Below are 24,355 nucleotides of genomic sequence, written 5' to 3' on the forward strand. Positions count from 1 at the left end.
GGGGCCGACGAAGCAAGAGAGGGAACGACCGGAACGAGAGGGACGGTCGCCTGTAAGCCACGGCCCACTCATCCAGGCCGCGACGGATCCTTGCTTGCTCAACTCTTCTGCGGTTTCAGCCGTATCTCCAGCACGCGTCCGACTGTTTCTTCCAATCCATTTGCCTGCTCAACGCCGCAGGCGCCCATGCGCTCCTGCACCTCGGCGATCTCCGCCGCCAAGCCGCCGCGAAGCCCGAGCGCATCCAGCGTTGCGGCACTCTCCCGCATCTCGGCCGCCCGTCGCCGGCCGTGCCGCGTCGCGCGCTCCATCTGATATTCAGCAAATTGCGGCCAGTTGAGGCCGGGGAAAGAACCCGAAAGCGAGGAGAGGATTTCCTCATAGCAGCCGGACGCCTTTGCCGCGAGCAAGGCCTCGACGGTGATTGCCTCCAGCCCTTTCACAAAAAGGGAACGCACCATCTTGATCGCTGTCGCGGCACCGGGCGCCATACCCGCAATCTCGGCGGAGAAACCGAGGCGAAGAAATTCCGGCAATAACCTTTCGGCCGGCGCACCGGCAAGCAGCACCGGCGTCTGATGCCTGCGCGGATGAACCGGCGCCATGACGGCCATATCGAGATAATCGCCGCCAGCCGCTTCCACGGCGGCAGCCGTCTCCCGCTTTCGCCCTGGAGAGACGGAATTGATATCGATCACCACCTGCCCCTGACGCAGATGCGGCAGAAGCGGTTCAACGGCAAGCAGGCTCTGATCGGCGGTGACGGCGCTGAACACCCAGTCTGCATCAGAAAGTCCCGCAACGGTCTCGGAAATCTCAGCACCGCGGGCATGCATTGCCTCCCGCACCGTGCCGCCGTCTGAGGCAAGCAAGATGTCATAGGCAATGAAGCTCAGGCCCGGCCGGCTGAGCCCTTCATGAAAGGCCCTCGCCGCTTCGCCGTATCCTAGAAACCCGATCTTCACGTCAGCCTCCACTTACAAAGGTGCGCTGCGTTCGAAGCACAGGAACGCTTATGCAAAGACATATCCATCGAAGAGCTTGCGAGCGGTGCGCAGCACGGCGGCATCGGTCACGACACCAACCCTGACAGTTGCGATCACGCTCATCTCGCCGGTCGGATGTTCGACCGAGAGCAGCTTTTCGTCACCATCGGGCACGATGGCGAGCTCTGCCGCCGGCCCTTCCGGCAGCAGGCAGGCCGTCGCCACACTGACGGCACCGAGCACGCCGATCGCATCATGGCAACGATGCGGAATGAAGGTACGCGTCGAAATCGCGCCACCGGCTCTTGGCCGCGAAACCATCGTCATCTTCGGCACCGATTTCTTCGCGACGTCGCCGAGATTCATCATCGGCCCCGCCTTCAGCCGGATCGCCTCAAGCTTCGCCCGTAGCTCCAGATCGGCTTCGAGTTCGTCAGGCATCTCCGTCCCCTCGATGCCGAGATCGCTGGCCAGCATGACGACGCAAGGCATGCCGTTGTCGATCAGCATGCAAGCGATGCCCTCTATGACATCGACCGCACGGCCGGTCGGCAGCAGCGCGCCGCAACTCGAACCCGCCGTATCTGCGAAGGTAATCGGCACAGCGGCTGCCGTGCCCGGCACGCCGTCGATACGGGCGTCGCCCGCATAGGTCACGCGACGATCCGGTGTGGCGATCTTCGCGGTGGCCACCTGCCCGGTATTCTCCATGAAGATGCGAACGTCCGTCTGCCCGTCCTCGGCCTCGATCAGGCCGCGCTCGATGGCAAAAGGCCCGACACCGGCAAGGATATTGCCACAGTTCTGCGCATCGGTGACGATTGGCTCATCAACGAAGACCTGCAGGAAGAGATAGTCGATATCGACGCCGGGTCGTTCCGAGCGCTTCACGACGGCCACCTTTGAGGTCAGCGGGTCCGCGCCTCCCATGCCATCGATCTGCCGCGGATCGGGCGACCCCATGACGCGAAGGAGAAAGCCATCGCGATCTTCGGGCAGATCCTCCGCCAGGAAATAGCCGCCCTTAGACGTGCCGCCGCGCATCCACATGCAGCGTACGCCCTGTTGCGGAATGGTGTCAGACATATTTCAGCCCCTTCTCAGCGAGCCGCTCGCGCATCTTGTAGATGTCGAGCCCGAGTTCCCCTGCAGCAAGCCGCCGGCGCTTGTCTTCCTCCGCCGCAACGCGCTGTTCGGCCTTGCCGGCGACCTCGGCCGCCTCTTCCCGGCGCACGACACAGACCCCATCATCATCAGCAACGACAACGTCGCCCGGATTGACCAGTGCACCGGCACAGACGACGGGAATATTGACCGATCCCAGCGTTTCCTTGACGGTGCCCTGCGCGAAGATCGCCTTCGACCAGACAGGAAAATTCATTGCCTTGAGATCGGCGACGTCGCGCACGCCGGCATCGATGACGAGCCCGCGGCAGCCCCGCGCCATGGCAGACGCCGCCAGTAGATCACCGAAATAACCGTCCTCGCAGGGACTGGTTGGCGCAAGCAGCAGGATATCGCCTGCCTTGGTCTGCTCGATCGCCACATGCAGCATCCAGTTGTCACCCGGAGGGGCAGAAATGGTGACGGCGCTGGCCGCAATCCTCGCGCCCGGATAGATCGGCCGCATGTAGCTCGCAAGCAGGCCCTTGCGACCTTGCGCCTCATGCACGGTCGCCACTCCGCAGGCAGCGAGGCGATCGATGACGGACTGCTCCGCCCGTGCGATGTTTTGAACGACGACGCCCATCAGAGTTCATCCACAGTGCGCGGGAAGACGGACTGGAAACCCTCCGCATGTGTCGACTTGCGGCCTCCGGACTGCCCGCCGGAATTGCGCATGAAGTGGTTGCCGCGATTTTCGGCGACGTTCTTGTAATAATGCCAGAGGTGTTCCTGCCCCTCCATGCACTGGATTGCCGCCCACTTCTTCTCCCAGACGGGCGAGATATCGAGGAAGACGTCAGGCTTCCATTCCATCTGTTCGGTCTGGTGCGGCTCGAACAGATAGAGCTGCGGCGCACCCAGGATCTTCTCGCCGGGATTATGACCCCATGCCTGCGCAATCATTCGTGCTTCGAGCGCCACCTGCGTCGCATACATATGGTCGGTATTATAGGGATCCCATTTGGAATGGCTGAGCATGAATTCCGGCTGCACGGCGCGGATCACATCGACCAGCCGGAATTTTGCCTCCTGATCCACGGCCAGCGGATAATCGCCGAGATCGAAGAACTGGATGTCGTGCGCTCCAAGTGCCTTGGCAGCATTTTCGGCCTCGACGCGCCGCGCGGCCTTCACCTTCTCCAGCGTCATCCCGGCATTCTTCCAGAGCTTGGCGCTCTCCCCGCGCTCGCCATAGGACAGGCAGAGAACGGTGACCTCGTAACCCTTTTCCTGATGCAGCGCGATCGCGCCGCCGCAGCGCCAGACGAAATCTGCCGAATGGGCGCTGATGACCAAGGCCGTCTTTGCCATGAACTAGTCCTTCCTCGCCACGGGGGGCGTACCATGCGTGTGAAATGTCTCGATCGTCTTCAGGCCCCAGGCCTGGCCCTTCCTGCGCTCCGTCTCCGTCCAGGTGACGGTCAGCCAATCGGGCCTCAGGATCAGCCGCGCCCCGGCATTAGCGAGCTCGACGCGATTGCCCGAGGGTTCCCAGACATAGAGGAAGAAGGTGCCCTGGATCGCGTGCTTGTGCGGCCCGGTTTCGATATGGACGCCATTCTCGAGGAAGATATCGGCCGCGCGCAGAATGTCCTCACGCTGGTCGACGGCATAGGTGACGTGGTGGAAGCGCCCCTTCGCACCGGTATGATCCTCGGAATAGGCGATGTCGTAGGTCTTGTTGTTGACCGTGAACCAGCAGCCGCCAAGCCTTCCATTGTCGAGCAGGATCTGCTCCGTCACCCGGCTGCCGAGTGCTTTGATCATGAAATCTCTGATAGCCCGCACATCGCTTGCGAGCAGATTGAGGTGATCGAGCCGGCGCGGGCAGGCGCCGCGGCCGTGGTAGCGCTGCGCGATATTCTTCAGCGCCGGACGCTCGCCCTCGGGCGCTTCATAGACGTGCGTATCGTAATATAGCTCGAAAATATGGCCATCCGGATCGGTGAAACGATAGGCACGCCCATGTCCGACATCGCCTTCCACCCAGCCGATACCGCAGCCCATCTCCTCGATCACCTTCACCCGCCGCTCCAGCGCTTCCGGAGACGAGGTGCGATAGCCGACATGGCCGACACCGGTCGTGTAGTGGCGCACGAGCTTCAACGTATGGAATTCGTAGTCGTCGAAGGCGCGCAGATAGGCGACGCCATCCTCGATCAGGCTGGGCGTCAGCCCATAAACCCGTGTGAAGAAATCGAGGCTTTCCTCGAAACGGTCGCTGTAGAGTTCCACATGCCCGAGATGGGCAACGTCGAAGCAGGGTTCAGTCATGCGCCGATCCCCCGGCAGCGGCCTCGCCGACCTTCAAAAATCTCATGATGATCCTCCACATGGGGGGCGAACGCCTCCATGTTCGCTTGTCGTTTAAAACACTAGGAATGTCGTCGGGAGCAGGCAATTTCGTTCTTCTGACGGGTCATAAGCTGAGGTTACAGATCACGCGGAGGCGAACTGAAGGAACGCCCGCCAAAACCCTCAGCGGTAGCCGGCCAAGAATTTTCACGTGCAGGCTGATTTCAAGCAGTTCAACATCTCTCAGCAACCGAAATGCATACCGGTTATTTAAGCATCCTCCAGATTTCAGCATTTTACGTCGGAAAGTGACTCATTTTGATTGAATTCTTCTTTTCGATGTATACATTTTACAGGCATGGAGGAGTGCCAAAAGGGAGCGACGGAATGGCGTTGTTAAATTTCACAGGCAAGTCGAGGGAGGACAATCCCGAGCCCGAATTCGCAGATATGATTGAGGATTGGACGATCGAGGTCATACCGCGCACGGCCGCCAAGATCGATGATTTCCGCGCGCTTCTGCCCACCGGGACACGTGTCTATATCGCTCACATCGACGGCACCCCGATCGAGGACATGGTGGCGACGGCACGGCGGCTGAATGCGCAGGGGTTTCCGGTCATGCCGCATATCCCGGCTCGCAGCGTTCCGGATCGCCGCACGCTGGCAGACTGGCTCGAACGCTACCGTAGCGAAGCCGATGTCCGTCAGGCGCTGCTGCTTGGTGGCGGCAGGGTAAGGCCCATAGGCGATTTTCACAGCTCGATGCAATTGATCGAGACCGGCCTTTTCGATCATCATGGCTTCACCGATCTGCATTTCGCCGGGCATCCGGAGGGCAGCCGCGATGTCGATCCCGATGGATCGACTGCCCTTGCCGATCGGGCACTGCTCTGGAAACAGGATTTTGCCTCGCGAACCAATGCGAAACTCGCGCTCACCACCCAGTTCACCTTCGACGCCCAACCTGTCATTGACTGGGCGGAGCGCATTCAGGAGGCCGGTGTCACAATGCCCATCCATGTCGGCATCGCAGGCCCGGCAAAGCTGCAAACGTTGCTAAAATATGCGATCTCCTGCGGCATCGGTCCATCCATGAAGGTGCTGCAAAAGCGCGCCATGGACATAACCAAGCTGCTGCTCCCCTATGAGCCAACGGAACTCATCGCTGCCCTTGCCGATCACAAGACAAGAAGGCCTGGAAGCCTCATCAGCCAGTTACACATCTTCCCGCTCGGCGGCATTCAGGTGGCAACAGACTGGATGAACAAACACCGTTCCGTCGAAACACCTATCGCGCTACCCTGATGCGGCCCGGCAGCGGGCTTTCAGGAAGAGCCATGCCGACGCCAATCCACCCAAATCTGCGCCATATCAGGCTATTCGTCGCCTGCGCCGAGACCGGCTCGCTGACCTCGGCCGCAACCACCCTCGGCATCACCCAGCCGGCAGCCTCGCAGGCCCTTCGGCGACTGGAGAAGTTGCTGAACGCAACTCTTATCGAACGTGATACCATGGCGTTGACGGCGGAAGGGAAAATCGCCCTGAAGCGGTTCGGCCGCCTCTGTGATCTCATCCGCCAAGCCTGCGCGCCGATAGCAAAAGCGGCAATCGGCGTCATCGAGACGCGTCTGACGTGGCCGCACCTTCATGCCATCACGGGTTTTGCCGAGCATAGCAGCTTCAGCGCCGCAGCCCGAATGCTGTCACTATCAGAACCAGCTGTACAGCGCGCCGCCCGCGAAGCCGAAGCCATGATGGGCATTTCCCTCTTCGAAAATTCCGGCAGGAATGTTCGTCTGACCACCATGGGTCTTTCCGCCGCCCGCTGGTTCGGCCTGGCACTTTCCGAATTCGAAAGCCTGCGCGACGAACTCTTGGAGGCTCGCAACCACTATGCCGGTCGTATTTCGATCGGCACCCTCCCGCTGACGCGCACGTTCCTCGTACCCGACGTGATCGCCGTTCTCGCCAGCCGCTATCCGCATGCGCGCTTCGAAATCATGGAAGGCAGCTATGAAGTGCTGGTCGACAATCTCGAGCGTGGCCGTATCGATATCCTCGTCGGTGCACTGCGCAGGAATCTTGTCTCCAAAACCGTGCATCAGGAGCCGCTCTTCGATTTCGAGCTTAGCATTGTCGGACGTGTCGACCATCCGCTGAAACGGCATCGAGAGATCGCGCCGGACGATCTCGCAGACTACCCCTGGATCGTCGCCCGGCGCGACACGCCTTCGCGTGAGACCTTCAACGCCATGGCTGCAACCTTTCCCGCGGGCAAACCTGTACGCCAGAGCGTCGAAACCGGCTCGCTCAACGCGATCAGAGGCCTGCTCCTGAAATCCAATCACCTTGCCCTGCTCTCCCGCCATCAGATCCGTTATGAGCTGGAGGCAGGTTTCCTCTCCGTGATCGATCATCCGCTGCCGGATTCCCGTCGCCCCGTCGGCGTTACATTGCGCCGTCACTGGCTGCCGACAGCCCTTCAAGCCGAATTTCTGGCCCTGCTGAGGGAGCATTCGATAGGGCTGGATTGATATTAGCGTCACCCTTCGGAGCCCCTTGCCCGCAAACCATGCTTTCCGGACTTCCGGCAAGCAACGCAACGCAATATGTTTGCGGCATCTGACTCTCAGGGAAAGTGCATATGAGCCAAGAAGAATACCGCGTGCTCGTAACGAGTAATGCGCTGGCGAAGCCTGCTTGCGAAAGATTGGAACTGGCTGGCATCTCACTTGATTTCACCAATGCGGCGCCGGACGAGCAGGCTCTGCTCGAAGCCGTCAGCAAGGGACCAATCCACGCAATCCTGCTGCGCGGCAATCCGCCGATCACGCGCCGACTCATCGAAGCGGCGACGTCTCTAAAGATCATCGCCAAGCACGGCGCCGGCGTCGACAGCGTCGACCTGCAAGCCGCCCGCGATGCCGGTGTCGCCGTCACCACCGCCGGGGAGGCCGGCGCCGGTGCGGTCGCGGAACTGGCGCTCTCGATGATCATGGCTCTGGGCCGCGACTTACCCCGGCTGACCGATCGCATGCGGAGCGGCCATTGGGATCGCGGCGGATATCAGGGCCGCGAACTTGCGAGCAGAACACTCGGCATCATTGGCGTCGGCCTTATCGGCGGACGGCTTGCGACAATGGCCCATGCGCTGGGCATGAAGGTGATCGCCGCAAGGCCGGGCGGCACACCGCGAACGGAAGGGCTTCCCGTCACTGCTGTTGCCTTCGAGGAGTTCCTGCAAACGGCCGATATCGTCAGTCTCCATTGCCCCGCAACGCCGGAAACATCGGGCCTCATCGACGCAACAGCGATCGGCCGGATGAAAGCCGGCGCGCTGCTTATCAATACTGCCCGCGGCGCATTGGTGGATGAGGCAGCCGTTGCCGCAGCACTGCATTCCGGCAAACTTGCGGGCGCTGCTTTCGACGCGTTCTCGGAAGAGCCGATCAATCCGGAAAATCCGCTGCTGAAAGCGCCTAACGTCATCCTGACGCCGCACATCGCTTCACAGACGGTTGCGGCTGTCGAGCGGACAGGGCTTCAGACGGCAGACAACATCATTGCCGCACTGCTCGGAACGGAAACCGACCCCGCATTCTGAACACGAATGGCTCTCCGCTCGACCGCGAGGAGCCATGTTCGTCAGACGGGTGCGCGCGGATCATGCCGCGCGAGACGGCGCAGCAGATAATCGACCTCGGCGCGCGCCGTGGCGCTGAGTGCGCTTCCTGGTTTGCGCTGCGCATCCGAGGTGATGACACCCCGGCGCATGAGAACATGCTTGCGGACGGCGAGACCGACGCCGAGCTGCTGCTCATAACGGATCAGCGGCAGATGCGCGTCGAAGAGATTATGCGCTTTGTCGCGTTTGCCGGCAGCGAAGAGGCCGACCAACTCGACCAGCATGTCGGGGAAACCGTAGCCGGTCATGGCGCCGTCTGCGCCGCGCTCCGGTTCGAAATCGAGGAACATGCCGCCATTGCCGCAAAGGATCGAGAAGGGACGCAAATCGCCGGCTTTCTGCATGGCGCGCAGCTTCGAAATCTTCTCCAGCCCCGGCCAGTCCTCATGCTTGAGCATGACGCAGGAAGGATGATCGGAGATGATCTTGGCAATGACGCTGGCCGACATGACGACCGTCAGCGTCAGCGGATAATCCTGCAGCACGAAGGGAACATCCGTGCCGACTGCCTCGACGGCCTGCGCGAAATACTGAACGATCTGCTCGTCGGTGCGCAGCGCCGGCGTCGGCGCGATCATGACGCCGGCAGCCCCCATGTCCATCGCATCGCGGGCGAGCGAGCGCATCGCCGCTAAGCCGGGTGCAGAGACACCGACGACAACGGGCACCTTTGAGCGGCCGACGACCTGGCGGATGATCGCCCGCGATTCCGCAGGCTCCAGCTTCGGCGCTTCGCCCATGATGCCGAGGATCGTCATGCCGGTGACGCCGCTATCCTGATAGAAATCGGTCAGCCGGTCGATCGATGGCGTGTCCAAGGTACCATCAGGCAGGAATGGCGTGGTTGCGATTGCATAGACGCCCTTCGCGTCAATTCCGAAGCTCATTGTGCATCCTTCCACGCCTGATAGCGCGCCTTCGTTTCCGCATTCATGGGATAGAGACCGGGAAGCGGTACGCCCCGGTCGATTTCGGTCATGATCCAGCCTTCCATGCGCTCCTGCTCCGGCGCTTCGGCAAGCACGGCATCGAGCAGGGCGGTCGGGATGAGCACGGCGCCATCCTTGTCGGCGACGACGATATCGCCGGGGAAAACCGCGACACCGCCGCAGGCGATCGGCTGCTGCCAGCCGACGAAGGTCAGCCCGGCGACGGAAGGCGGCGCGGCCATGCCGTCGCACCAGACAGGCAAGCCGCTACCAAGTACGCCTTCGAGATCACGCACGACACCATCACTGATCAAGGCGGCCACCTTACGCTTCATCATCCGGGCACAGAGGATATCGCCGAATATACCGGCATCCTGCACGCCCATCGCATCGACAACGGCAATACAGCCCTCCGGCATGTCCTCGATTGCCGCGCGCGTGGAAATCGGCGAAGCCCAGCTTTCGGGCGTTGCCAGATCCTCACGCGCCGGCACGAAACGCAACGTGAAGGCGGGACCGACCACCCGTTCCTGACCAGGCTTCAACGGCTTGGTGCCGCGCATCCAGATATTCCTGAGCCCCTTTTTCAGAAGCACGGTCGTCAACGTCGCGGTGGAGACGCCCTTCAGGATTTCGATGGCCGCTGGATCGAGAGACATCATTGCACCTCATATGCTCTGGATGAGGCCGCCGTCGATGCGAATGACGGAGCCGGTGATATAGGATGCGCGTGGGCTGGCGAGAAAAGCAACTGCGTCGCCATATTCCTCAGGCCGGCCGTAGCGCCCAACCGGGATAGAGGCCGTGCTTTCCGCCGTAACCTCCTCTACGGGCCGGTTCTCGCGCTTGGCCTTCTGTTCATCGAGGAAGGTAATCCGCCCGGTTGCGATGCGGCCCGGCAGCACGATATTGGCGGTGATTCCGTCGCGGCCGACTTCGCGAGCAAGCGTCTTCGACCAGCCGACCAGCGCCAGGCGCAGGCTGTTGGAGATGCCGAGATTGGGGATCGGCGCTACGACGCCTGATGATGTCGACGTGACGATGCGGCCCCAGCCGCTCGCCTTCATGCCCGGCAGGACGGCATCCGTTACGGCAATCACCGAGCGCACCATCATGTCGAAATATTTGGACCAGGTCTCCGCCGCCTGGCCGGAAGCCGGCGTCGGTGGCGGTCCGCCCGTATTGTTGACGAGGATATCGACCGGTCCGAAGGTCTCGGCGATCGAAGCCAGCCTCGTCTCGATGACGGAGAGATCGGCGATATCCCAGCCGATGGCGAGCGCCTTGCCCCCTGCGGAAACAATAGCTTCCGCCGTCTTCGCGGCAGCGGCTTCGTCGATATCGGCAACGGCGACGCGAACGCCTTCCGCAGCCAGCGAGCGGGCAATCGCCCCGCCCAGTCCACCACCAGCGCCGAATACCAGCGCGGTCTTTCCATTCAATTGCATGTCCAAGGCAGATACTCCGGTTTCGCTCTTATTATGGCGATCCCAAGAAGAAGAAAAATCTCGCTTTTTATGATTTCAGAAGATAGAAAAACTCTTCTTATGGAAACTCGCTTTCTCGATACTTTCCTGCTGGTTGCCGAGCTCGGATCGCTGGCCGAGGCCTCCCGCCGCCTCGGCATTACGCCTGCTGCGGTCGCCCAGCGCATGCAGGCGCTGGAAGACGATGTCGGCGTGCCGTTGCTGACCCGCGTCGGCCGTCGTGTCCGCCCAACCGACACCGGCCATGCCATCATCCAAAAAAGCCGCAAGATCCTCGCCGAGGTCCGCGACCTGAAGAGTCTCGCCAATGCCGACCTGCCCTCCGGCGAACTTCGCCTCGGGGCCATCACGACAGCGCTAACCGGACTGCTGCCGACAGCCTTGCATGAGGTCTTCGCCAGCATGCCGCTTGTCGAGGTCTTCCTGCTGCCTGGCCCCTCCACCGATCTCTATCAGCAGCTGATGGACAGGCATATCGACGCGGCAATCCTCGTAAAGCCGCCCTTTCCGATACCGAAGACATTGGAGTGGGAACTCCTGCGGGCCGAACGCCTGGTTCTTCTTGCCCCCGCCGACTGCCGGGGCGAGAACCCGCATGCTCTCCTGAAGACCCGTCCCTTCATCCGCTACGACCGGAACAACTGGGGCGGACGTCTTGCCGACGAATATCTTCAGAAACAAGGCTTGAAACCGGCCGAACGTCTGGAACTCGATTCCCTTGAAGCGATCTCGGTCATGGTCGCCAACGGGCTCGGCGTCTCGCTGGTGCCGGATTGGGCTAGACCGTGGCCGGAGGGCCTCAACATCGCCATCCTCGAACTGCCGGTGTCCTTCCCCCCACGCGAGGTCGGTTTACTCTGGCCACGCAGTTCGCCATCGCGCCGGCTGACCGGCATCGTGCTCGATGCACTGAAACGCTCGCAAGCCGCTAGCAGGTCCTAGCCGTTACTCGCCGACATCAAGCTTTTGCGCTGATAGACGTGGATATAATCAACCAGGAGGTAAGACGGGTTCGGCGTTTCATCGATCGGCCAGCCCGGCCCGAGTGCAAGATTGACCAGCGGATAGAAAGGCATTTGGAATTCCGGCGGTGTATCGAAACTCCACAGCGGCTTGCGGTCCAGATAGAAGGTCGATTTCTGCGGGCCGATATCCACACCGAACGTATGGTAGTCGCTGCTGAGCGAACCTTCGGGCACATTCGTCAGATGGCCATCCGTCGTATGCTGGTTGCTCGGACGCCAGACGTGATACCCCATGCTGAACTCGCCGGGTGCGCGACCGTAATATTCGATCACATCGATTTCCGAAGTGAATTTGGACCGGTCGAGGCCAATCAGCCAGAAGGCCGGCCAGACGCCCTTGCCGGGCGGCAGCTTCATGCGTGCTTCAAAGTAGCCGAATTTCTGGGAGAACCCCTCCCCCTTCGGATTGGTCGAGGCAAGCAGGCCGGAGCGCCACTTACCGTCTGCCTCCTTCCGCGCCTCGATCCGCAGAATGCCGTTATCGACCGTGAAGGGGAAACCGTCCATAGGGTCGGTAAAGCGCGCATCGCCGAAATCGCCGTTCCACGGCGTATGAGCAATCCAGCGCGATTTGGTCTCGCCCCATGCCGAAACGTCGAGCGTGTCGAAGTCTTCGGCAAAGGTTATCTGGAAATCATCGAGGTTGAGCGGCTCTTCCGCTTCGCTGGGCCGAGGGCCTGGCGGACCGAAAAGGCCGATGACAATCAGAAGCGCAAATCTTCCGGCGAATTTCGCGTGACGCATTTTTCTCCCTCCCGGAGATTTCGACCCCGTCGCGGGGTTTAGCGAGCAGATCATGAAACGACGACCCCGTTGCGCCGGGGCGTGATCTTCCTGATGACGATGGCTTCCAGGCCGTCGGGCCGCCCGACGGCCTGCCACAAGAGCAGGGAGAAAACCCAGAAGATCACCAGCGCGCCACCGCTGCAGAGGCCGACGCCGATGACGAGTTCTATGCCGAGCGGCATGGCGATCAAAACGGGCTGAACCCAAAGCAGGAAACCAATCATCGGCAGGCAGGCCGTAAGCGGCCGGATGAACACGTAAAGCTGCGCGCCGATCGCGGCACCGATCAACCGTTGCGTGATGACAAGGCAGACAAGATAGGAAACGACGGCGGCGATGACACGCGCCGCCAGCGCACCGTCAAGCCCGAACATCATCACGCCGAGCACCGTAACCGGCGCCCTCACTGCAAATTCAGCAAACATCCGCAACGCCACATAACGGGTCTTGTCGAGAACCATCACGAGCGGCGGCATGATGGTCGTCGGCAGGCCGATCAGGCTGACGATACAAAGCCACTGCAGGATCGGTGCCGCAAAGGCCCACTTCTCGCCGACGACGATGCGCAGGATCGGTTCGGCCAGGAAAATGATGATGAGCAGGATGGGTGACGCGACGACCATGATTGCATTGGTCGCCTTCAGATAGGCGGCAATCTGCTTGCCCCGGTCGCTGACATTGGAAAAGGCGGCCATCAGCGGGCGCATCAGCGGGCCGACGAATGTCTGATAGGGAATGCCTGCGAGATTGTCCGCAACGCTGAAGGCGCCGTAGGTGGAAAGGCTTGTAAAGCGCGGCAGCAGCAGCCGGTCCATCTGCCAGTTGAGCGAGTTGAGAACCTGCGAAATCGTGTTCCAGCCGATCATGTCCTGGAAGTGCTTCCATTCCGAGAGGCTGAGCCTCGGTCGCATCGGCGCAAAGATATAGGAGACGATGGTCGCCGCCGTCGGTCCCGCGACGGCCCCGATCGCCAGCCCCCAGTAGCTGTCGGTCGCAAGCGCGACGCCGACGCCGCAGATCAGCGTCGATCCCTTGGCAATGAGATCGAGGGCGAATTCGCGCCGGAAATCGAACCGCTGCATGAAAAGCACCATGCGTGGGCTGATCACGCTGCGCATCGCGGGTGCGATCGAAACTACGGCAACCAGCGTAAAAAGCCGCGGATCGTTGTAAATGAGAGCCATCGGCCAGGCGATGACAATCATCAGCAGGCTGATCGCCGTCCCTCTGATGAGGCTTAATGTAAAGGCTGTGGCAAACATCCGCTCGGACGGCGAGGAAACGCGCACCAGCGCCTGAGTGAGCGGCAGGTCGAGGATCGCCTCGACGATCACAAGAACCGATGTGGCAATGGCGACGATCCCGAAATCTGCCGGGCTCAAAAGTCTTGCGAGAATGAGCAGGCTCACGAAATCGAGCAGTCGTGCCAGGAATTTTCCGCTGATTGTCCAGATGCTGGCTGTCGCAGTTCTATGCGATACGCTTGACACGATCTATTCCTTGGCCATGAGCAACGAACCTCTTCTGGGGAACGCCGGGTGCCGCCGCTCCGGTTTTTTTGTGCGTGTCAGCTTACTTTCCTCCTGACGGGGCTTACAGCCTGATGGCCATGCTTGACGAGTTGCTCATCGATGAGCGTGCCGAGGCGATCGCGGAAAACCGCTGCGGAGAATCTCAGGGCATGGTTACGGATCGCCGCCGGATCGAGCGTATCCTCGACCGCTTCGAAGGCAGTGATCGTTTCCGTCAGCGCTTCCGCAGTCTGGTCCGCAAAGCGGAAGCCGACATGCGGTGCGCAAACGGTTTCGCGCGCGCCGCCCGCATCGAAAGCCAGAACCGGCCGGCCGGACGCCATCGCTTCCACCGGCAGAATGCCGAAGTCTTCGATGCCGGGGAACAACAGCGCGCGGCAGCGCGACAGATGATCGCGCAGAACCGGGAACGGCTGATGGCCGAGGAACTGCACCGTCGGTCCGGCAATTGACCTCAAGTAGGCTTCCTGCTCGCCCTCACCGATCACGACCAGATTGCGTCCCATTTCGGTGCAGGCCTTCACGGCAATATCCGGCCGCTTATAGGCGGTGAGCTGGCCCGCATAGAGATAGAACTCGCCCTTGCCTTGCCCAATCGCGAAATCATCGGTCGCAACCGGCGGATAGATGACAACGGCGTCACGGTCATAGAAACGGCGGATACGGCCCGCGACATAGCTGGAATTCGCCACGAACGTATCGACGCGCGAGGCGGTCGTCACGTCCCAGGCGCGCAGCATCGGAGCCGTGATCGACATCATTGCCTTGCCGATCCAGGAAACACCGCGCCGGTATAAGTGGAACTGATCCCAGATGTATCGCATCGGCGAATGGCAGTAGCAGATGTGAAGTGCATCCGCCCGCGTAATGATGCCCTTGGCGGGGCCGGATTCGCTTGAAATGACAAGATCATAGTCCTGAAGGTCGAAGTGCTCGAGCGCAAAGGGCATGAGCGGCAGCATCTTCGTGTAATGGCGCGTCGAACGCGGAATCTTCTGCAGGAAGGACGTATGGATGTTGCGGCTGTTCAGGAAATCGCTGGTACGATCAGGATTATACACCAGCGTGAAGATGTCTGCCTGCGGGAACATCCGGCAGAGCTCTTCCACCACCTTTTCGCCACCACGCATCGATACCAACCAGTAATGGACGATAGCGACGCGAAGCGGCTTCGCATCGGCCCTGCTGCCGGCCTCGACGGCACGGCTTCTTGCCACGACGGGCGCATCGCCCCGGAAGGCCATTGCTTCGGGGAGAGAGCTTGCTGCTTTGACAATCACCTGAACGCTCCTTGTACGATCGCCCCACCCCTCGGCTCGGGCACCACCTGTGTCGAAATCAGACTGCGGTATTGCGCGAGAAGGGCATCGCGCCATTCTTCATGCGTCGTTGCCAGATTGGGCGACAGCCGGAAGGCGCGTTCGCTCATGAGGAGGACATCCTCCCTCGGCATGTTGCGGAAGGCCGTCAGCGTTGCGGCGAAGGCTTCCTCGTCCGTCGTGTCGCAGGAGATCGCCATTCCGGCCCTCTCCATTTCCTCGGCAAGGAAGGCGCCCTTGGTCATGATGACGGGAAGGCCGCTGCGAGTCGCCTCGATCGCCACGAGGCCGAACGGCTCCGGATAGCGGGACGGCATGATGAGCGCGCTTGCCGTGCGGATGATCTGGCCGATCTCGGCATGCGACCGCCAGCCCATGGCCCTCACATGATCGCCGGCCGCCGTAATCTTGGAGATAAGCGGCCCGTCGCCGATCACGCAAAGCTTCACACCGGCCCTGGCCGTGGCGGCAAGCGCATCCTCAATACCCTTTTCCTCATCCAGCCGGCCGATGAAGACGAATTCGTCATTGTCCTCGGCCGCGACACGCTCGGCCGTCAGCGGCGCGATCGGATTGCGGATGGTGACGAGCCGTTCCGGCTGGTAGCCGGAGCCCACAAGGAACTCGGCCATCTTCTCATGGAGCAGGATGATCCTGCCGAAGGCGGGGCGGCTTCTGAGCGCGCGGAAGAGATTGGCGCCGCGGACCGTCCGCCAAAGCTTTTGCGCATAGCTGCGCTTGTCGCAGGAGGTGGCAATGCAGCCTGTCCCGAGCGGCGGCCGCTTGCAGATCTCCTGCGCCTGGTAATCGAAAAAGGCCCCATTGGGACAGCCGGTGAAGAAATCGTGTGCGTGAACGACGCATCGGGCGGCAACGGGCGTGAGTGCGTCGAAGACGGCCGGCGACAGGATCTGATGCCAGCCATGAACATGATAGGCAGTCTTCGGCGTATCGTTGGCGCGCACCCATGCGGAGATCATATTGCCGGCAGCGGGATTGTGAATGCCGGTCGCAAAAGCCTTGGCACGGCTGGAATTCAAGAGGTCACGGCTGTTCAGCTTGACGATTGAAACGCCGAAAGATGCAAGTTCCTCGTTCGCTCCATCGTCGCCGCAGATATAGGTCACGGCAATGCCGAGTCCGCAGAAGAGCTTCGCCGACAGGACCGCAAGCGCGGTCGCCCCACCCCTCGCCGTGGAATAGTCATCGATGATGACCACACGGTCGAGCGCTGGGCGCACAGCGATGCCGTCCCTCCATAGTTTTGCATAGCGCCCGGAAGCCGGCCACCGTAACGTTGAAACGGCAGATCCATTCTCATCAGGACGCAATTGGCCGATGTCGTTCATAGAAGCTCTCCGACGACAGACACAATGGATGCTTTTTGACGGCCCCGACGCCGTCCATGCGGGTGGAGTGGTCACGGACCGGCTGCGGGTGGCAGCCGGATCGTGACGAAGCGCATTATTTTGCCGACACTGCACCGTCGGCATAGGCTTCCAGCGCCTTGCGGTTGAGGATACGGATCCTGCCCTGGGCTCCTTCGATCACCTTGCATTCACGCAGGCGCCGCAAGCACTGGTTGACTTTTTCACGGGAAGCCGGAAGCGTCGCCGCCAGATCGTTCTGGGAGATTACCAGCACGTCCCGGTTGGCCGGCGTGTCCCTTCCGTAGACCGAAGATAGCCGCAGAAGCATTCCCGCCAGCCGCGATTGCAGGCTCGATCCGGCGTTCGAAATGATGCGGCGTTCCAGCTCGGAGACGCGCGCAAGCGTTCTCGAAAAGACCTTCTCCTGAAACTGCGGATCGGTTGCGTACCTTTCCCGCAGCAGACGGCCCTCGAAAAAGTAAAGCTCGCAATCCGAACTGGCTCTATACTCCAGATTCAGCATTTGCTTGCGCAATACTTCAAGCTCGCCGATCAAACCTCCCCTCGGAATGATCTCGACGATGAACTCCCTGCCGTCCGGCAGCATCGTACTGGCGCTGACCAGCCCGCGCTGCACGCGAGCGAACATGTCCACAAAGACTCCAGCGCCTGCAATAAGTTCGCCGCGACGGAAGTTGCGTACAGTCGCGCGGCAGAACGGGAAGTCGTCGTCACTTGAGATGCGATTGTTCAAAGACGTATCCGGAACAACGCTAATAGCCGCTTTGCCCACCGCGACTCTATAGTCTCTCGTTTGTGTAGCTCCGTCCATGCGCATAACTCCCCAACAAAAACAGATTGGTCGTAGCTGATGCTGCACTGCATCATTTATATTGTCCTAACTTGAGAGTCAAATAACAATCGAAGATGACAAGAGCATCTCAAATAATAGTGACATTACCACCAGTTATATAGATTATATTTTTTCTAGTATCCGTCGAATTCAGGAGGAGTACTACGCCCAACTGCCCATTTTTGGGGCTATCAGGATTAAAATTGTTCAAAAAATAGCTACAACGCCCGGCTTCATCTATTCCAGCCGTGCGCGCAAGACGCCATCTAAGTTAAATTTTCGAATAAATTAGGGTGCAGAAATCCCCAGCCGCCGAATTCGTAGAGAATTCCGTAGCGTTACAGTATTAGCATAAAGAATTTGCTAACCATTATGACCGCGGTCACAGACAAGCACATTGCGCTGCACCAAACTTCATGAGGTTCTAAACTTTTGGAGTCGGTCGATGACTTGGGAAGCACAGAGTATTGAAGTTCGTGAGCCCTGGCCGAACGTTGACCAGTCCGAGCCGAATAACGATCGTCGCATAGTATCGCGGCCTCACGTGGTCGGCAGGGCATCCAAGCGGGCGGTTGATATCGTGATGGCAACCACCGCTCTGGTTCTGCTGTTGCCTCTGATGCTGATCGTGGCACTCATCGTAAAGTTGAGCGACAAGGGGCCGGTCTTCTATTCGCATACACGCATTGGATATGGAGGCGCCGCCTTCGGCTGCCTCAAGTTCCGCACCATGAAGACCGATGCCGCCGCTCAGCTCGCCGAGTTGCTGCGCACCAATCCCTCAGCGCGGGCCGAGTGGGAAACGACGCGGAAGCTGAAGAACGATCCGCGCATCACCGCTGTCGGCGACATCCTGAGGAAGTCCAGCATCGATGAGCTCCCGCAGCTCATCAATATCCTGCGCGGCGAAATGAGCGTCGTGGGGCCGCGGCCGGTGACGGCTGAAGAACTCGCGCGTTACGGCGAACATGTAACGAGCTACATGGCCGCCAGGCCAGGCCTGACCGGACAGTGGCAGACCAGCGGCCGGAACGATGTCAGCTACGAATATCGAGTAGCGCTCGATGTCCAGTATATTCGCGACTGGTCGCTCACGCGCGACTTCATCATCATCGCGAAGACCGTTCCCGCCCTGTTCTCGCAGCGCGGCTGCTACTAATCCAAGAACGACGTATGGCCCGCCTGGGCCATACGCACCTGCTTGATATCAACGAAGAAGACCCTCTCGCTCTTGGATCAGGACACTATGAACTCAAATCACGTCTTCAGCAGCGTCTCCCCGATATCTTTGCCGGCCACTGCCAGCGGTAGTTCGTCGCTGACGCTGCGGGACATGTCCTTTTTCGTCAGGATGCGCTGGCCTTGGATCGTGTTTACCACACTGGTCTTCCTCGCACTCGCCGCTGCCTATCTCTTCATTGCCAAGCCGACTTATGTGGCCAGTACCCAGCTCATGGTCTTCCCGCAGGTGAACGGCTCGGATGCTCAAAGGGCGTTCGCCGAAGACGCCTTCATCGATGCCCAGCTCGAAATAGCAAAGTCCAGCGACGTCCTTGGCGGCGCCGCCAGCGCGCTGAATCTCGCCAACGATCCGGCCTTCTCCGATCAGGCCCTTTCCCTGCAAGACAAGGTCAAGGATTGGCTGACGGGCAACCCGGCGGCTACCGCACAGTCCGAAACGGCACCTGGCGACGCGGCCTCGGGCGATGCCCAGCCCGCCGCGGCGAGCCGGGAAGCGCCACGGACCGATCGGGCAATCGCGCGGCTGCGCAATATTGTCGCAATGCGCCGCATCGGCCAGTCGACGATCCTCGAAATATCTGCGTCCGCCTCCAACCCGCAGAAAGCGGTCGAGATCGCCGATGCGGTTGCCCAGCAGTATATCCGCAAGAATGTCCAGATGAAGGCTGCTGCGGCCCAGCAGTATAGCGAATGGCTGGAACAGTTCGTCAACGAGCAGCAGCGCGGGCTTGCCGAGGCCGCAAGCGCGCTTGCCACCTTCAAGGCAAATCCGCGCGACCAGTTCAAGCTTGCCGAGCTGCAGAGCGCGACCGACGCCCGCCGCACCCTCTTCGAAAACACCCTTACGCAATACACCGAGGCCAAGCAGCGCATTTCTTATCCGGTCTCCGACGCCACCATCGTTTCGCAGGCAACCTCGCCGCTCTCCAAGGCGCGGCCGAACAATTCGCTGATCCTCGCCTTCGCGCTGGTCGTCGGCGCCGGTTCTGGCCTCGGCCTTGCCATGATCCGCCACGTCAGCGACAGGCGCATCATGCGCACACAGCAACTCTCACAGGCGGCTGGCCTGTCCTTCGTCACGCCTCTCGGACGCGCAAAGAGAACCAGCCGCGCGGCGGCGCTGCCTGCTGCCGACGACAGCGGCACCGTCGCCTATCCGCTGATCCCCGGAATGGCAGCACTTGGTGCGACTGTCACCGGCTTCCGCCGCAGACGGCGCGTGGTGATCGGCATCGTTGCCGTCAACCCGGGCGGCGGCGCATCCACCATCGCCTGCGAGCTCGCCGTGCTCTCGGCGATATCAGGCTCGCGTACCCTGCTGATTGATGCTGCGGCGGCAAAACCCTCGCTCAGCAGATCCATTGCGCCGAACAGTTCAGCCGGCCTGATCGATGTGCTCGACAATATCGAGGCGATCCGCACCGCCACCCTCTCGCTGACGCCGACGCTGAAGTTCCTGCCGCTTGGCAGGGTCCGCGCCGTGACACCCGCCATCCGCCTGAGCTCGCGCCGCACCCAGCTCAACTTCAACGATCTGAAGAAGGAATTCGACGCCATATTCGTCGATATTTCCGCCTTCACCTCGTCGCCGGACGCCAATGCGATCGCCCCGGAGCTGGACGGTGTTCTCGTCGTAACCTCCTACGGCCGCACTTCGATCGACGAGACCGTTCGCGTCATCGACAGCATGCGCAATGTCGGCGCAGAAATCCTCGGCGCGATCGTCAACAACACACCGTCGAGTGTCCAGGCATGACGGCTCCGATCTCACAGGCACCGAAGCTGAAGATCGCCGTCGGCATTGCCTCCGCGGGCCGGCCGGCGACGCTTCTGGAGACGGTAACCTATATCGACAGCCTCCGGCCTCACCCGGAGCGTATCATCATCTGCGTCCCCAACCTGGATGATGCTGCCGGGCTCGCCGACCGCAAAAACGTGGAATTGATGGTCGGCCCTCGCGGACTGACCTGCCAGCGCAACCGAATCATTGAGGCTGCAGGCGCGGACATGGACGTGCTGATCTTCCTCGACGACGATTTCATTCCCGCGCCCGGCTTCATTCCACGCATGACAGCCGTTTTCGCCGACAATCCGGATGTGGTCATCGCGACCGGCGACGTTCTTGCCGACGGCATTCTCGGCGAGGGACTGACCCAATCCGAAGCCATAGATGTCATCAAGACCGCGGGCGAAAGAGGCGAGCAGGTGACCGAAGTCTACAACGCCTACGGATGCAACATGGCGGTTCGACTGGCGCCAATCGTCGGCCACGGACTCGCCTTCGATGAAGAACTGCCGCTTTACGGCTGGCTGGAAGACGTCGATTTCAGCCGGTCCATCGCCCGCTACGGACGGTCGGTGCGTATTTCGGGCGCCTGCGGCGTGCATCTCGGCGTCAAGTCCGGGCGCCAGCCCGGCAAGAGGCTCGGCTATTCGCAAGTCGCAAATCCCGCGCATCTGATGCGCAAGGGCACCATGTCCTGGACCCGTGCCCTGGCTCAGATCGGCCGCAATATCCTGGCGAACACCCGCGGCGCCCTGCTCAATGATCGCGCAGTCGACCGTCGTGGCCGGCTGAACGGCAATTTCCTGGCTTTGTCCGATCTTCTGATGGGACGGGCGTCTCCCATGCGCATCCTCGAACTCAGCCAGTCCTCAAATCGCGAGATGTCTTCGCCATCCATCGCGGCAAAACGGAGGTAACAGACGCTATGTGGCCCATGTCTTTCCTTGATCGTCTTCCGTTCGTTGGCCTTGCCGCCGTCTTTACCTGCGCGATGGGATGGAGCGCTGCTCATGCCGACAGCTATACGCTCGTCCCCGAGGACAAGATAAAGCTGCGGGTCGTGGAATGGCGTTCCACCGATTCCAAATATGCGAGCTGGGAAGCTCTCGATGGAACCTACAGCGTCGATGACGCAGGCAATCTTTCGATCCCGATCGCCGGCCAGATCAGAGCCTCCGGTCAGACGACCGAGCAGCTGTCGGATGCCATTTCAGACGCGCTGGCCGAAAAAGCCGATCTTCCGGTAAGGCCTTTCATCGCCGTCGAAATTGACCAGCATGCGCCGATCTTCGTCAACGGCAGTATCGAGCGGCCGGGACGCTATCCCTTCGAGGCCAATATGACCGTCATCAAAGCCGTCAGCATCGCAGGCGGCTACATGCGGGCGCGTGACGACAGCAGCTACTACGACCGAGACCGCATTCAGGCGGCCGGCGACTATCGCACAGCCGTCCTGAACCGACGCGATCTCTTGATGCGTGCAGCACGCCTGCGTGCCGAGATCGCCGGTCAGTCCGATTTCGGCATTCCCTCGGAGATCGCCGGCGTACCCGATATCGACAAGCTCAAGGCAGAGGAACTGAACCTGATGCGCCTGCGGGCTGTCGAGACCAACAGTAAAGTCGAGGCGGCCGATGATCTGAGCCGTCTTTACACACAGGAAATCCAGTCTCTCGAGGCCAAGATCGTTTCCCAGAAGCGGCAGATCGATCTCGCACAGCAGGAACTGAACAACGTCAATACCCTCGTCAGCAAGGGCCTGACCAGCAATACCCGCCAATTTTCCGTCGATCGAAGCTTGGCAGAAACCCAGAGCGAATTGCTGGATCTGGAGATCGCGCTTACTAAATCGCGTCAGGGTCTGAATGAGAGCCAGCGCGAAAAGGCCGACATCATCAACAAGCGTAATGCCGAAAACCAGCAGGAGCTGAATACGATCAACCTCGCGATCAACAAGGCGGGGATCGACATGCAGGTGGCGCAGCTTCTCGGCGATCAGGCTGGATACAGCGCCGAACTCGCCCGCATGGGTGCGGAATCGACGCTCCTCGGCACAACCAAAAAGAACTTCAAGATCGTTCGCCGCAACGAGGACGGCAGCTACAGCAATATCGTCGCAGACGAGAACACGGCCCTGTTGCCGCATGACATCATCGAGATCGGCGTCGAGGCCGCTACCGATGCCTCATCTGCTGCATCGCAGCCCCAACAGCCAGCCGCCGCCCTCATTCCTAATGTAGCCCGAACCGATGCGCCCCGTCCGAACTGGGTATCGCAGACGGGATCAAACTAGGAGACCACGATAGGAATATGCCTGTTAGCGTTGGAGTTGAGTTCATGTCTGCATTTGCCGTCTTGTTGTACCGCACGCAGGACCTGCGCGGCGTAGCGGCAGGGTATCTTCGATCTGCGTCGGAGGTTGCGGCATGACAATTGAACCGATCGGCTTCCTCGTCCTACTGCTCGGCCTGACGCTCGTCTATTATGGATCGCGCTTCGCGATCACGGCGCTTTGCATCTCCACACTGCTGGGCGCAGCCGCAGCCTTCCAGCTTCCGGCGCTCGGCGGCAGTAGTATTCAGCCGAGCCACCTCCTGCTGCTTTTCGTCACGATCGGTGTGCTGCTGCGTCCGCGCCAGAAACAGGCGGCCCTGACGAGCCTGGCCTATCCCGGCCCTGGCTTCTGGTTTGCGGCCTATGTTCTGTTTTCCGCCGTATCGGCCTTCTTCCTGCCGCGCATTTTTGCCGGCGCGACGCTGGTCTATTCATCCGCACGCAGCAGTTCCGGCTTGATGTCGATCATGGCATCGCCGCTGGCGCCGGGTTCCTCCAATATTACGCAGTCCGTCTACCTGCTCGGCGACCTCGTCTGCTTCGCCATCGTCTGCGGTCTTGCCCGGCTTGGACATGGGCGCTTCATTGCCCGCCAACTCATCGTCACAGCTCTCGTGTGCCTGGGTTTCGCCCTGCTCGACATTGCGACATTCACGATAGGTCAGCCAGACCTGCTCGATTTCATGCGCAACGCCAACTACACAATGCACACAGCCGAAGTGATCGGCGGCTTCAAGCGCATTGTCGGTTCCTTCCCGGAAGCAAGCGCCTACGGCGCCGCGGCTCTGGTATTTTTCAGCTTCACGCTCATCCTCTGGCTTGAGCGTTTCCCGAGCCGCTTCACCGGCTTTGCAACGGTAGCGATCGGCCTGACCCTCATCCTCTGCACCTCGACGACGGCCTATGTCGCCGGCCTCTTCATGATCGGCGTTGCGATCCTCTTCAGCCTCAAACGGCTTTTAAGCGGTAAGGCGACCCGTCCTTATGCGACCTTCCTTTTGATCACTCTGCTGATGGTGCCCTGCGTAATCATGGCTGTAGCATTGATCCCGAGCGCCTGGAACGCCGTCGGCGATTTGGCGAACATCACTCTGGCCAACAAGCTCGAATCGCAATCCGGCGAGGAGCGCACCGCCTGGAACACGCTGGCGCTCATCTCTTTCGTGGAGACGGCAACCTTCGGGGCGGGCCTCGGCACTGTTCGCACATCGAGCTTCGCCGCCGCACTTCTGTCGAACGTCGGCCTCACCGGCACACTTCTCTTCGTGCTCTTCCTTTACAGTCTTCTGACGGCTGCTGCCCGCAGCAAACTGGCGAACCGTGAAAACCGGGCAATTGGAATGGCCGCCGTTTTCGCCTCCGTCGCGCAGATTGCTTCCGCGACGATTTCTGGAAGCAGCACTGACCTCGGCCTGCTTTTCAGCATCACCGCCGGGCTTGCAAGCGGTTGCCTGACCGCCCCTTATGCGCAACCGAACCGCATGATCCGTCTGCAGAGGACACCGGCATCTCTGATGAGTACGCCGGTATTTTCATCGCGATGAGGTGCGGGGCAG

General features: G+C 60.7%; 23 protein-coding genes. 9 read left to right on the forward strand and 14 right to left on the reverse strand.

Translation table 11 applies throughout. The features are described 5' to 3' along the window. Positions 1–98: 98 nt before the first annotated feature. From FHT82_RS30685 to FHT82_RS16190, 5 genes are read right to left on the reverse strand one after another with little or no spacing between them, the layout of a single operon-like run. Positions 99–965 (reverse strand): DUF1932 domain-containing protein, encoded by an 867-nt coding sequence (locus FHT82_RS30685; protein WP_183732566.1) that lies wholly within the window; start codon positions 963–965, stop codon positions 99–101. Between the two features lie 48 nt (positions 966–1,013). Beyond that, the gene (locus FHT82_RS16175) at positions 1,014–2,060 is read right to left on the reverse strand and encodes a 4-oxalomesaconate tautomerase (RefSeq protein ID WP_348647625.1); all 1,047 of its coding nucleotides are present in this window, start codon (positions 2,058–2,060) and stop codon (positions 1,014–1,016) included. Between the two features lie 4 nt (positions 2,061–2,064). Continuing rightward, positions 2,065–2,736: a 4-carboxy-4-hydroxy-2-oxoadipate aldolase/oxaloacetate decarboxylase gene (locus FHT82_RS16180; protein WP_210276779.1), complete on the reverse strand. Its 672-nt coding sequence runs from the start codon at positions 2,734–2,736 to the stop codon at positions 2,065–2,067. Continuing rightward, positions 2,736–3,464: a PIG-L deacetylase family protein gene (locus FHT82_RS16185; protein WP_183732572.1), complete on the reverse strand. Its 729-nt coding sequence runs from the start codon at positions 3,462–3,464 to the stop codon at positions 2,736–2,738. The genes FHT82_RS16180 and FHT82_RS16185 overlap by 1 nt, the downstream gene beginning before the upstream one ends. Before the next feature lie 3 nt (positions 3,465–3,467). Then, positions 3,468–4,427 (reverse strand): VOC family protein, encoded by a 960-nt coding sequence (locus tag FHT82_RS16190; protein ID WP_183732575.1) that lies wholly within the window; start codon positions 4,425–4,427, stop codon positions 3,468–3,470. Between the two features lie 408 nt (positions 4,428–4,835). On the opposite strand from FHT82_RS16190, the gene FHT82_RS16195 reads away from it, so the two are divergent. The 3 genes from FHT82_RS16195 to FHT82_RS16205 all read left to right on the forward strand — a co-directional run bounded on the left by FHT82_RS16195 (position 4,836) and on the right by FHT82_RS16205 (position 8,055). Next, on the forward strand, positions 4,836–5,756 hold the full coding sequence (locus tag FHT82_RS16195; RefSeq protein WP_183732578.1) for a methylenetetrahydrofolate reductase: 921 nt from the start codon (positions 4,836–4,838) through the stop codon (positions 5,754–5,756). Positions 5,757–5,788: 32 nt separating this feature from the next. Further along, positions 5,789–6,985: a LysR substrate-binding domain-containing protein gene (locus FHT82_RS16200; RefSeq protein ID WP_183732581.1), complete on the forward strand. Its 1,197-nt coding sequence runs from the start codon at positions 5,789–5,791 to the stop codon at positions 6,983–6,985. A gap of 110 nt (positions 6,986–7,095) precedes the next feature. Further along, a complete protein-coding gene (locus tag FHT82_RS16205) occupies positions 7,096–8,055 on the forward strand; it encodes an NAD(P)-dependent oxidoreductase (protein WP_183732584.1) in 960 nt (319 codons plus the stop codon). A gap of 41 nt (positions 8,056–8,096) precedes the next feature. Here the strand turns inward: FHT82_RS16205 and FHT82_RS16210 are convergent, their stop codons facing one another. From FHT82_RS16210 to FHT82_RS16220, 3 genes are read right to left on the reverse strand one after another with little or no spacing between them, the layout of a single operon-like run. Next, positions 8,097–9,023: a dihydrodipicolinate synthase family protein gene (locus FHT82_RS16210; RefSeq protein WP_183732586.1), complete on the reverse strand. Its 927-nt coding sequence runs from the start codon at positions 9,021–9,023 to the stop codon at positions 8,097–8,099. After that, complete coding sequence (locus FHT82_RS16215; protein ID WP_183732820.1) at positions 9,020–9,724, reverse strand: ribonuclease activity regulator RraA; 705 nt, start codon at positions 9,722–9,724, stop codon at positions 9,020–9,022. Before FHT82_RS16215 ends, FHT82_RS16210 begins: the two co-directional genes overlap by 4 nt. A gap of 9 nt (positions 9,725–9,733) precedes the next feature. After that, positions 9,734–10,513: an SDR family oxidoreductase gene (locus FHT82_RS16220; protein ID WP_183732823.1), complete on the reverse strand. Its 780-nt coding sequence runs from the start codon at positions 10,511–10,513 to the stop codon at positions 9,734–9,736. Between the two features lie 99 nt (positions 10,514–10,612). Between FHT82_RS16220 and FHT82_RS16225 the strand changes: the two genes are divergently transcribed. Beyond that, positions 10,613–11,494 carry a LysR family transcriptional regulator gene (locus FHT82_RS16225; RefSeq protein WP_183732589.1) on the forward strand — a complete coding sequence of 294 codons (882 nt, stop codon included), beginning with the start codon at positions 10,613–10,615 and terminating at the stop codon, positions 11,492–11,494. On the opposite strand, the gene FHT82_RS16230 is transcribed toward FHT82_RS16225, so the two are convergent. The 5 genes from FHT82_RS16230 to FHT82_RS16250 form a co-directional block, all read right to left on the reverse strand. Beyond that, a complete protein-coding gene (locus FHT82_RS16230; protein ID WP_183732592.1) occupies positions 11,491–12,321 on the reverse strand; it encodes a glycoside hydrolase family 16 protein in 831 nt (276 codons plus the stop codon). The genes FHT82_RS16225 and FHT82_RS16230 overlap by 4 nt on opposite strands. Before the next feature lie 50 nt (positions 12,322–12,371). Further along, positions 12,372–13,853, reverse strand: a complete 1,482-nt coding sequence (locus FHT82_RS16235) for a lipopolysaccharide biosynthesis protein (RefSeq protein ID WP_183732595.1) — start codon at positions 13,851–13,853, stop codon at positions 12,372–12,374. Between the two features lie 77 nt (positions 13,854–13,930). After that, positions 13,931–15,175, reverse strand: a complete 1,245-nt coding sequence (locus FHT82_RS16240) for a glycosyltransferase family 4 protein (protein WP_183732598.1) — start codon at positions 15,173–15,175, stop codon at positions 13,931–13,933. Then, a complete protein-coding gene (locus FHT82_RS16245; RefSeq protein ID WP_183732601.1) occupies positions 15,172–16,563 on the reverse strand; it encodes a glycosyltransferase family 4 protein in 1,392 nt (463 codons plus the stop codon). Before FHT82_RS16245 ends, FHT82_RS16240 begins: the two co-directional genes overlap by 4 nt. A 115-nt stretch (positions 16,564–16,678) precedes the next feature. Then, positions 16,679–17,422, reverse strand: a complete 744-nt coding sequence (locus FHT82_RS16250) for a Crp/Fnr family transcriptional regulator (RefSeq protein ID WP_183732604.1) — start codon at positions 17,420–17,422, stop codon at positions 16,679–16,681. Between the two features lie 460 nt (positions 17,423–17,882). Here FHT82_RS16250 and FHT82_RS16255 point away from each other — a divergent pair, with 460 nt between their 5' ends. Further along, positions 17,883–18,596: a sugar transferase gene (locus FHT82_RS16255; RefSeq protein WP_183732607.1), complete on the forward strand. Its 714-nt coding sequence runs from the start codon at positions 17,883–17,885 to the stop codon at positions 18,594–18,596. Between the two features lie 98 nt (positions 18,597–18,694). Here the strand turns inward: FHT82_RS16255 and FHT82_RS30690 are convergent, their stop codons facing one another. After that, positions 18,695–18,817 carry a hypothetical protein gene (locus FHT82_RS30690; RefSeq protein WP_301925011.1) on the reverse strand — a complete coding sequence of 41 codons (123 nt, stop codon included), beginning with the start codon at positions 18,815–18,817 and terminating at the stop codon, positions 18,695–18,697. Between FHT82_RS30690 and FHT82_RS16260 the strand changes: the two genes are divergently transcribed. From FHT82_RS16260 to FHT82_RS16275, 4 genes are all read left to right on the forward strand, one after another. Beyond that, positions 18,807–20,435 (forward strand): Wzz/FepE/Etk N-terminal domain-containing protein, encoded by a 1,629-nt coding sequence (locus FHT82_RS16260; protein ID WP_348647622.1) that lies wholly within the window; start codon positions 18,807–18,809, stop codon positions 20,433–20,435. The genes FHT82_RS30690 and FHT82_RS16260 overlap by 11 nt on opposite strands. Further along, positions 20,432–21,382: a glycosyltransferase gene (locus tag FHT82_RS16265; RefSeq protein WP_183732613.1), complete on the forward strand. Its 951-nt coding sequence runs from the start codon at positions 20,432–20,434 to the stop codon at positions 21,380–21,382. The genes FHT82_RS16260 and FHT82_RS16265 overlap by 4 nt, the downstream gene beginning before the upstream one ends. A gap of 17 nt (positions 21,383–21,399) precedes the next feature. Further along, the gene (locus tag FHT82_RS16270) at positions 21,400–22,758 is read left to right on the forward strand and encodes a polysaccharide biosynthesis/export family protein (protein ID WP_246698150.1); all 1,359 of its coding nucleotides are present in this window, start codon (positions 21,400–21,402) and stop codon (positions 22,756–22,758) included. A gap of 133 nt (positions 22,759–22,891) precedes the next feature. Further along, the gene (locus FHT82_RS16275; RefSeq protein WP_183732619.1) at positions 22,892–24,343 is read left to right on the forward strand and encodes a hypothetical protein; all 1,452 of its coding nucleotides are present in this window, start codon (positions 22,892–22,894) and stop codon (positions 24,341–24,343) included. Positions 24,344–24,355: the final 12 nt, after the last annotated feature.

The sequence above is a fragment of the Rhizobium sp. BK275 genome (genome assembly GCF_014193555.1).
GTDB lineage: Bacteria > Pseudomonadota > Alphaproteobacteria > Rhizobiales > Rhizobiaceae > Rhizobium.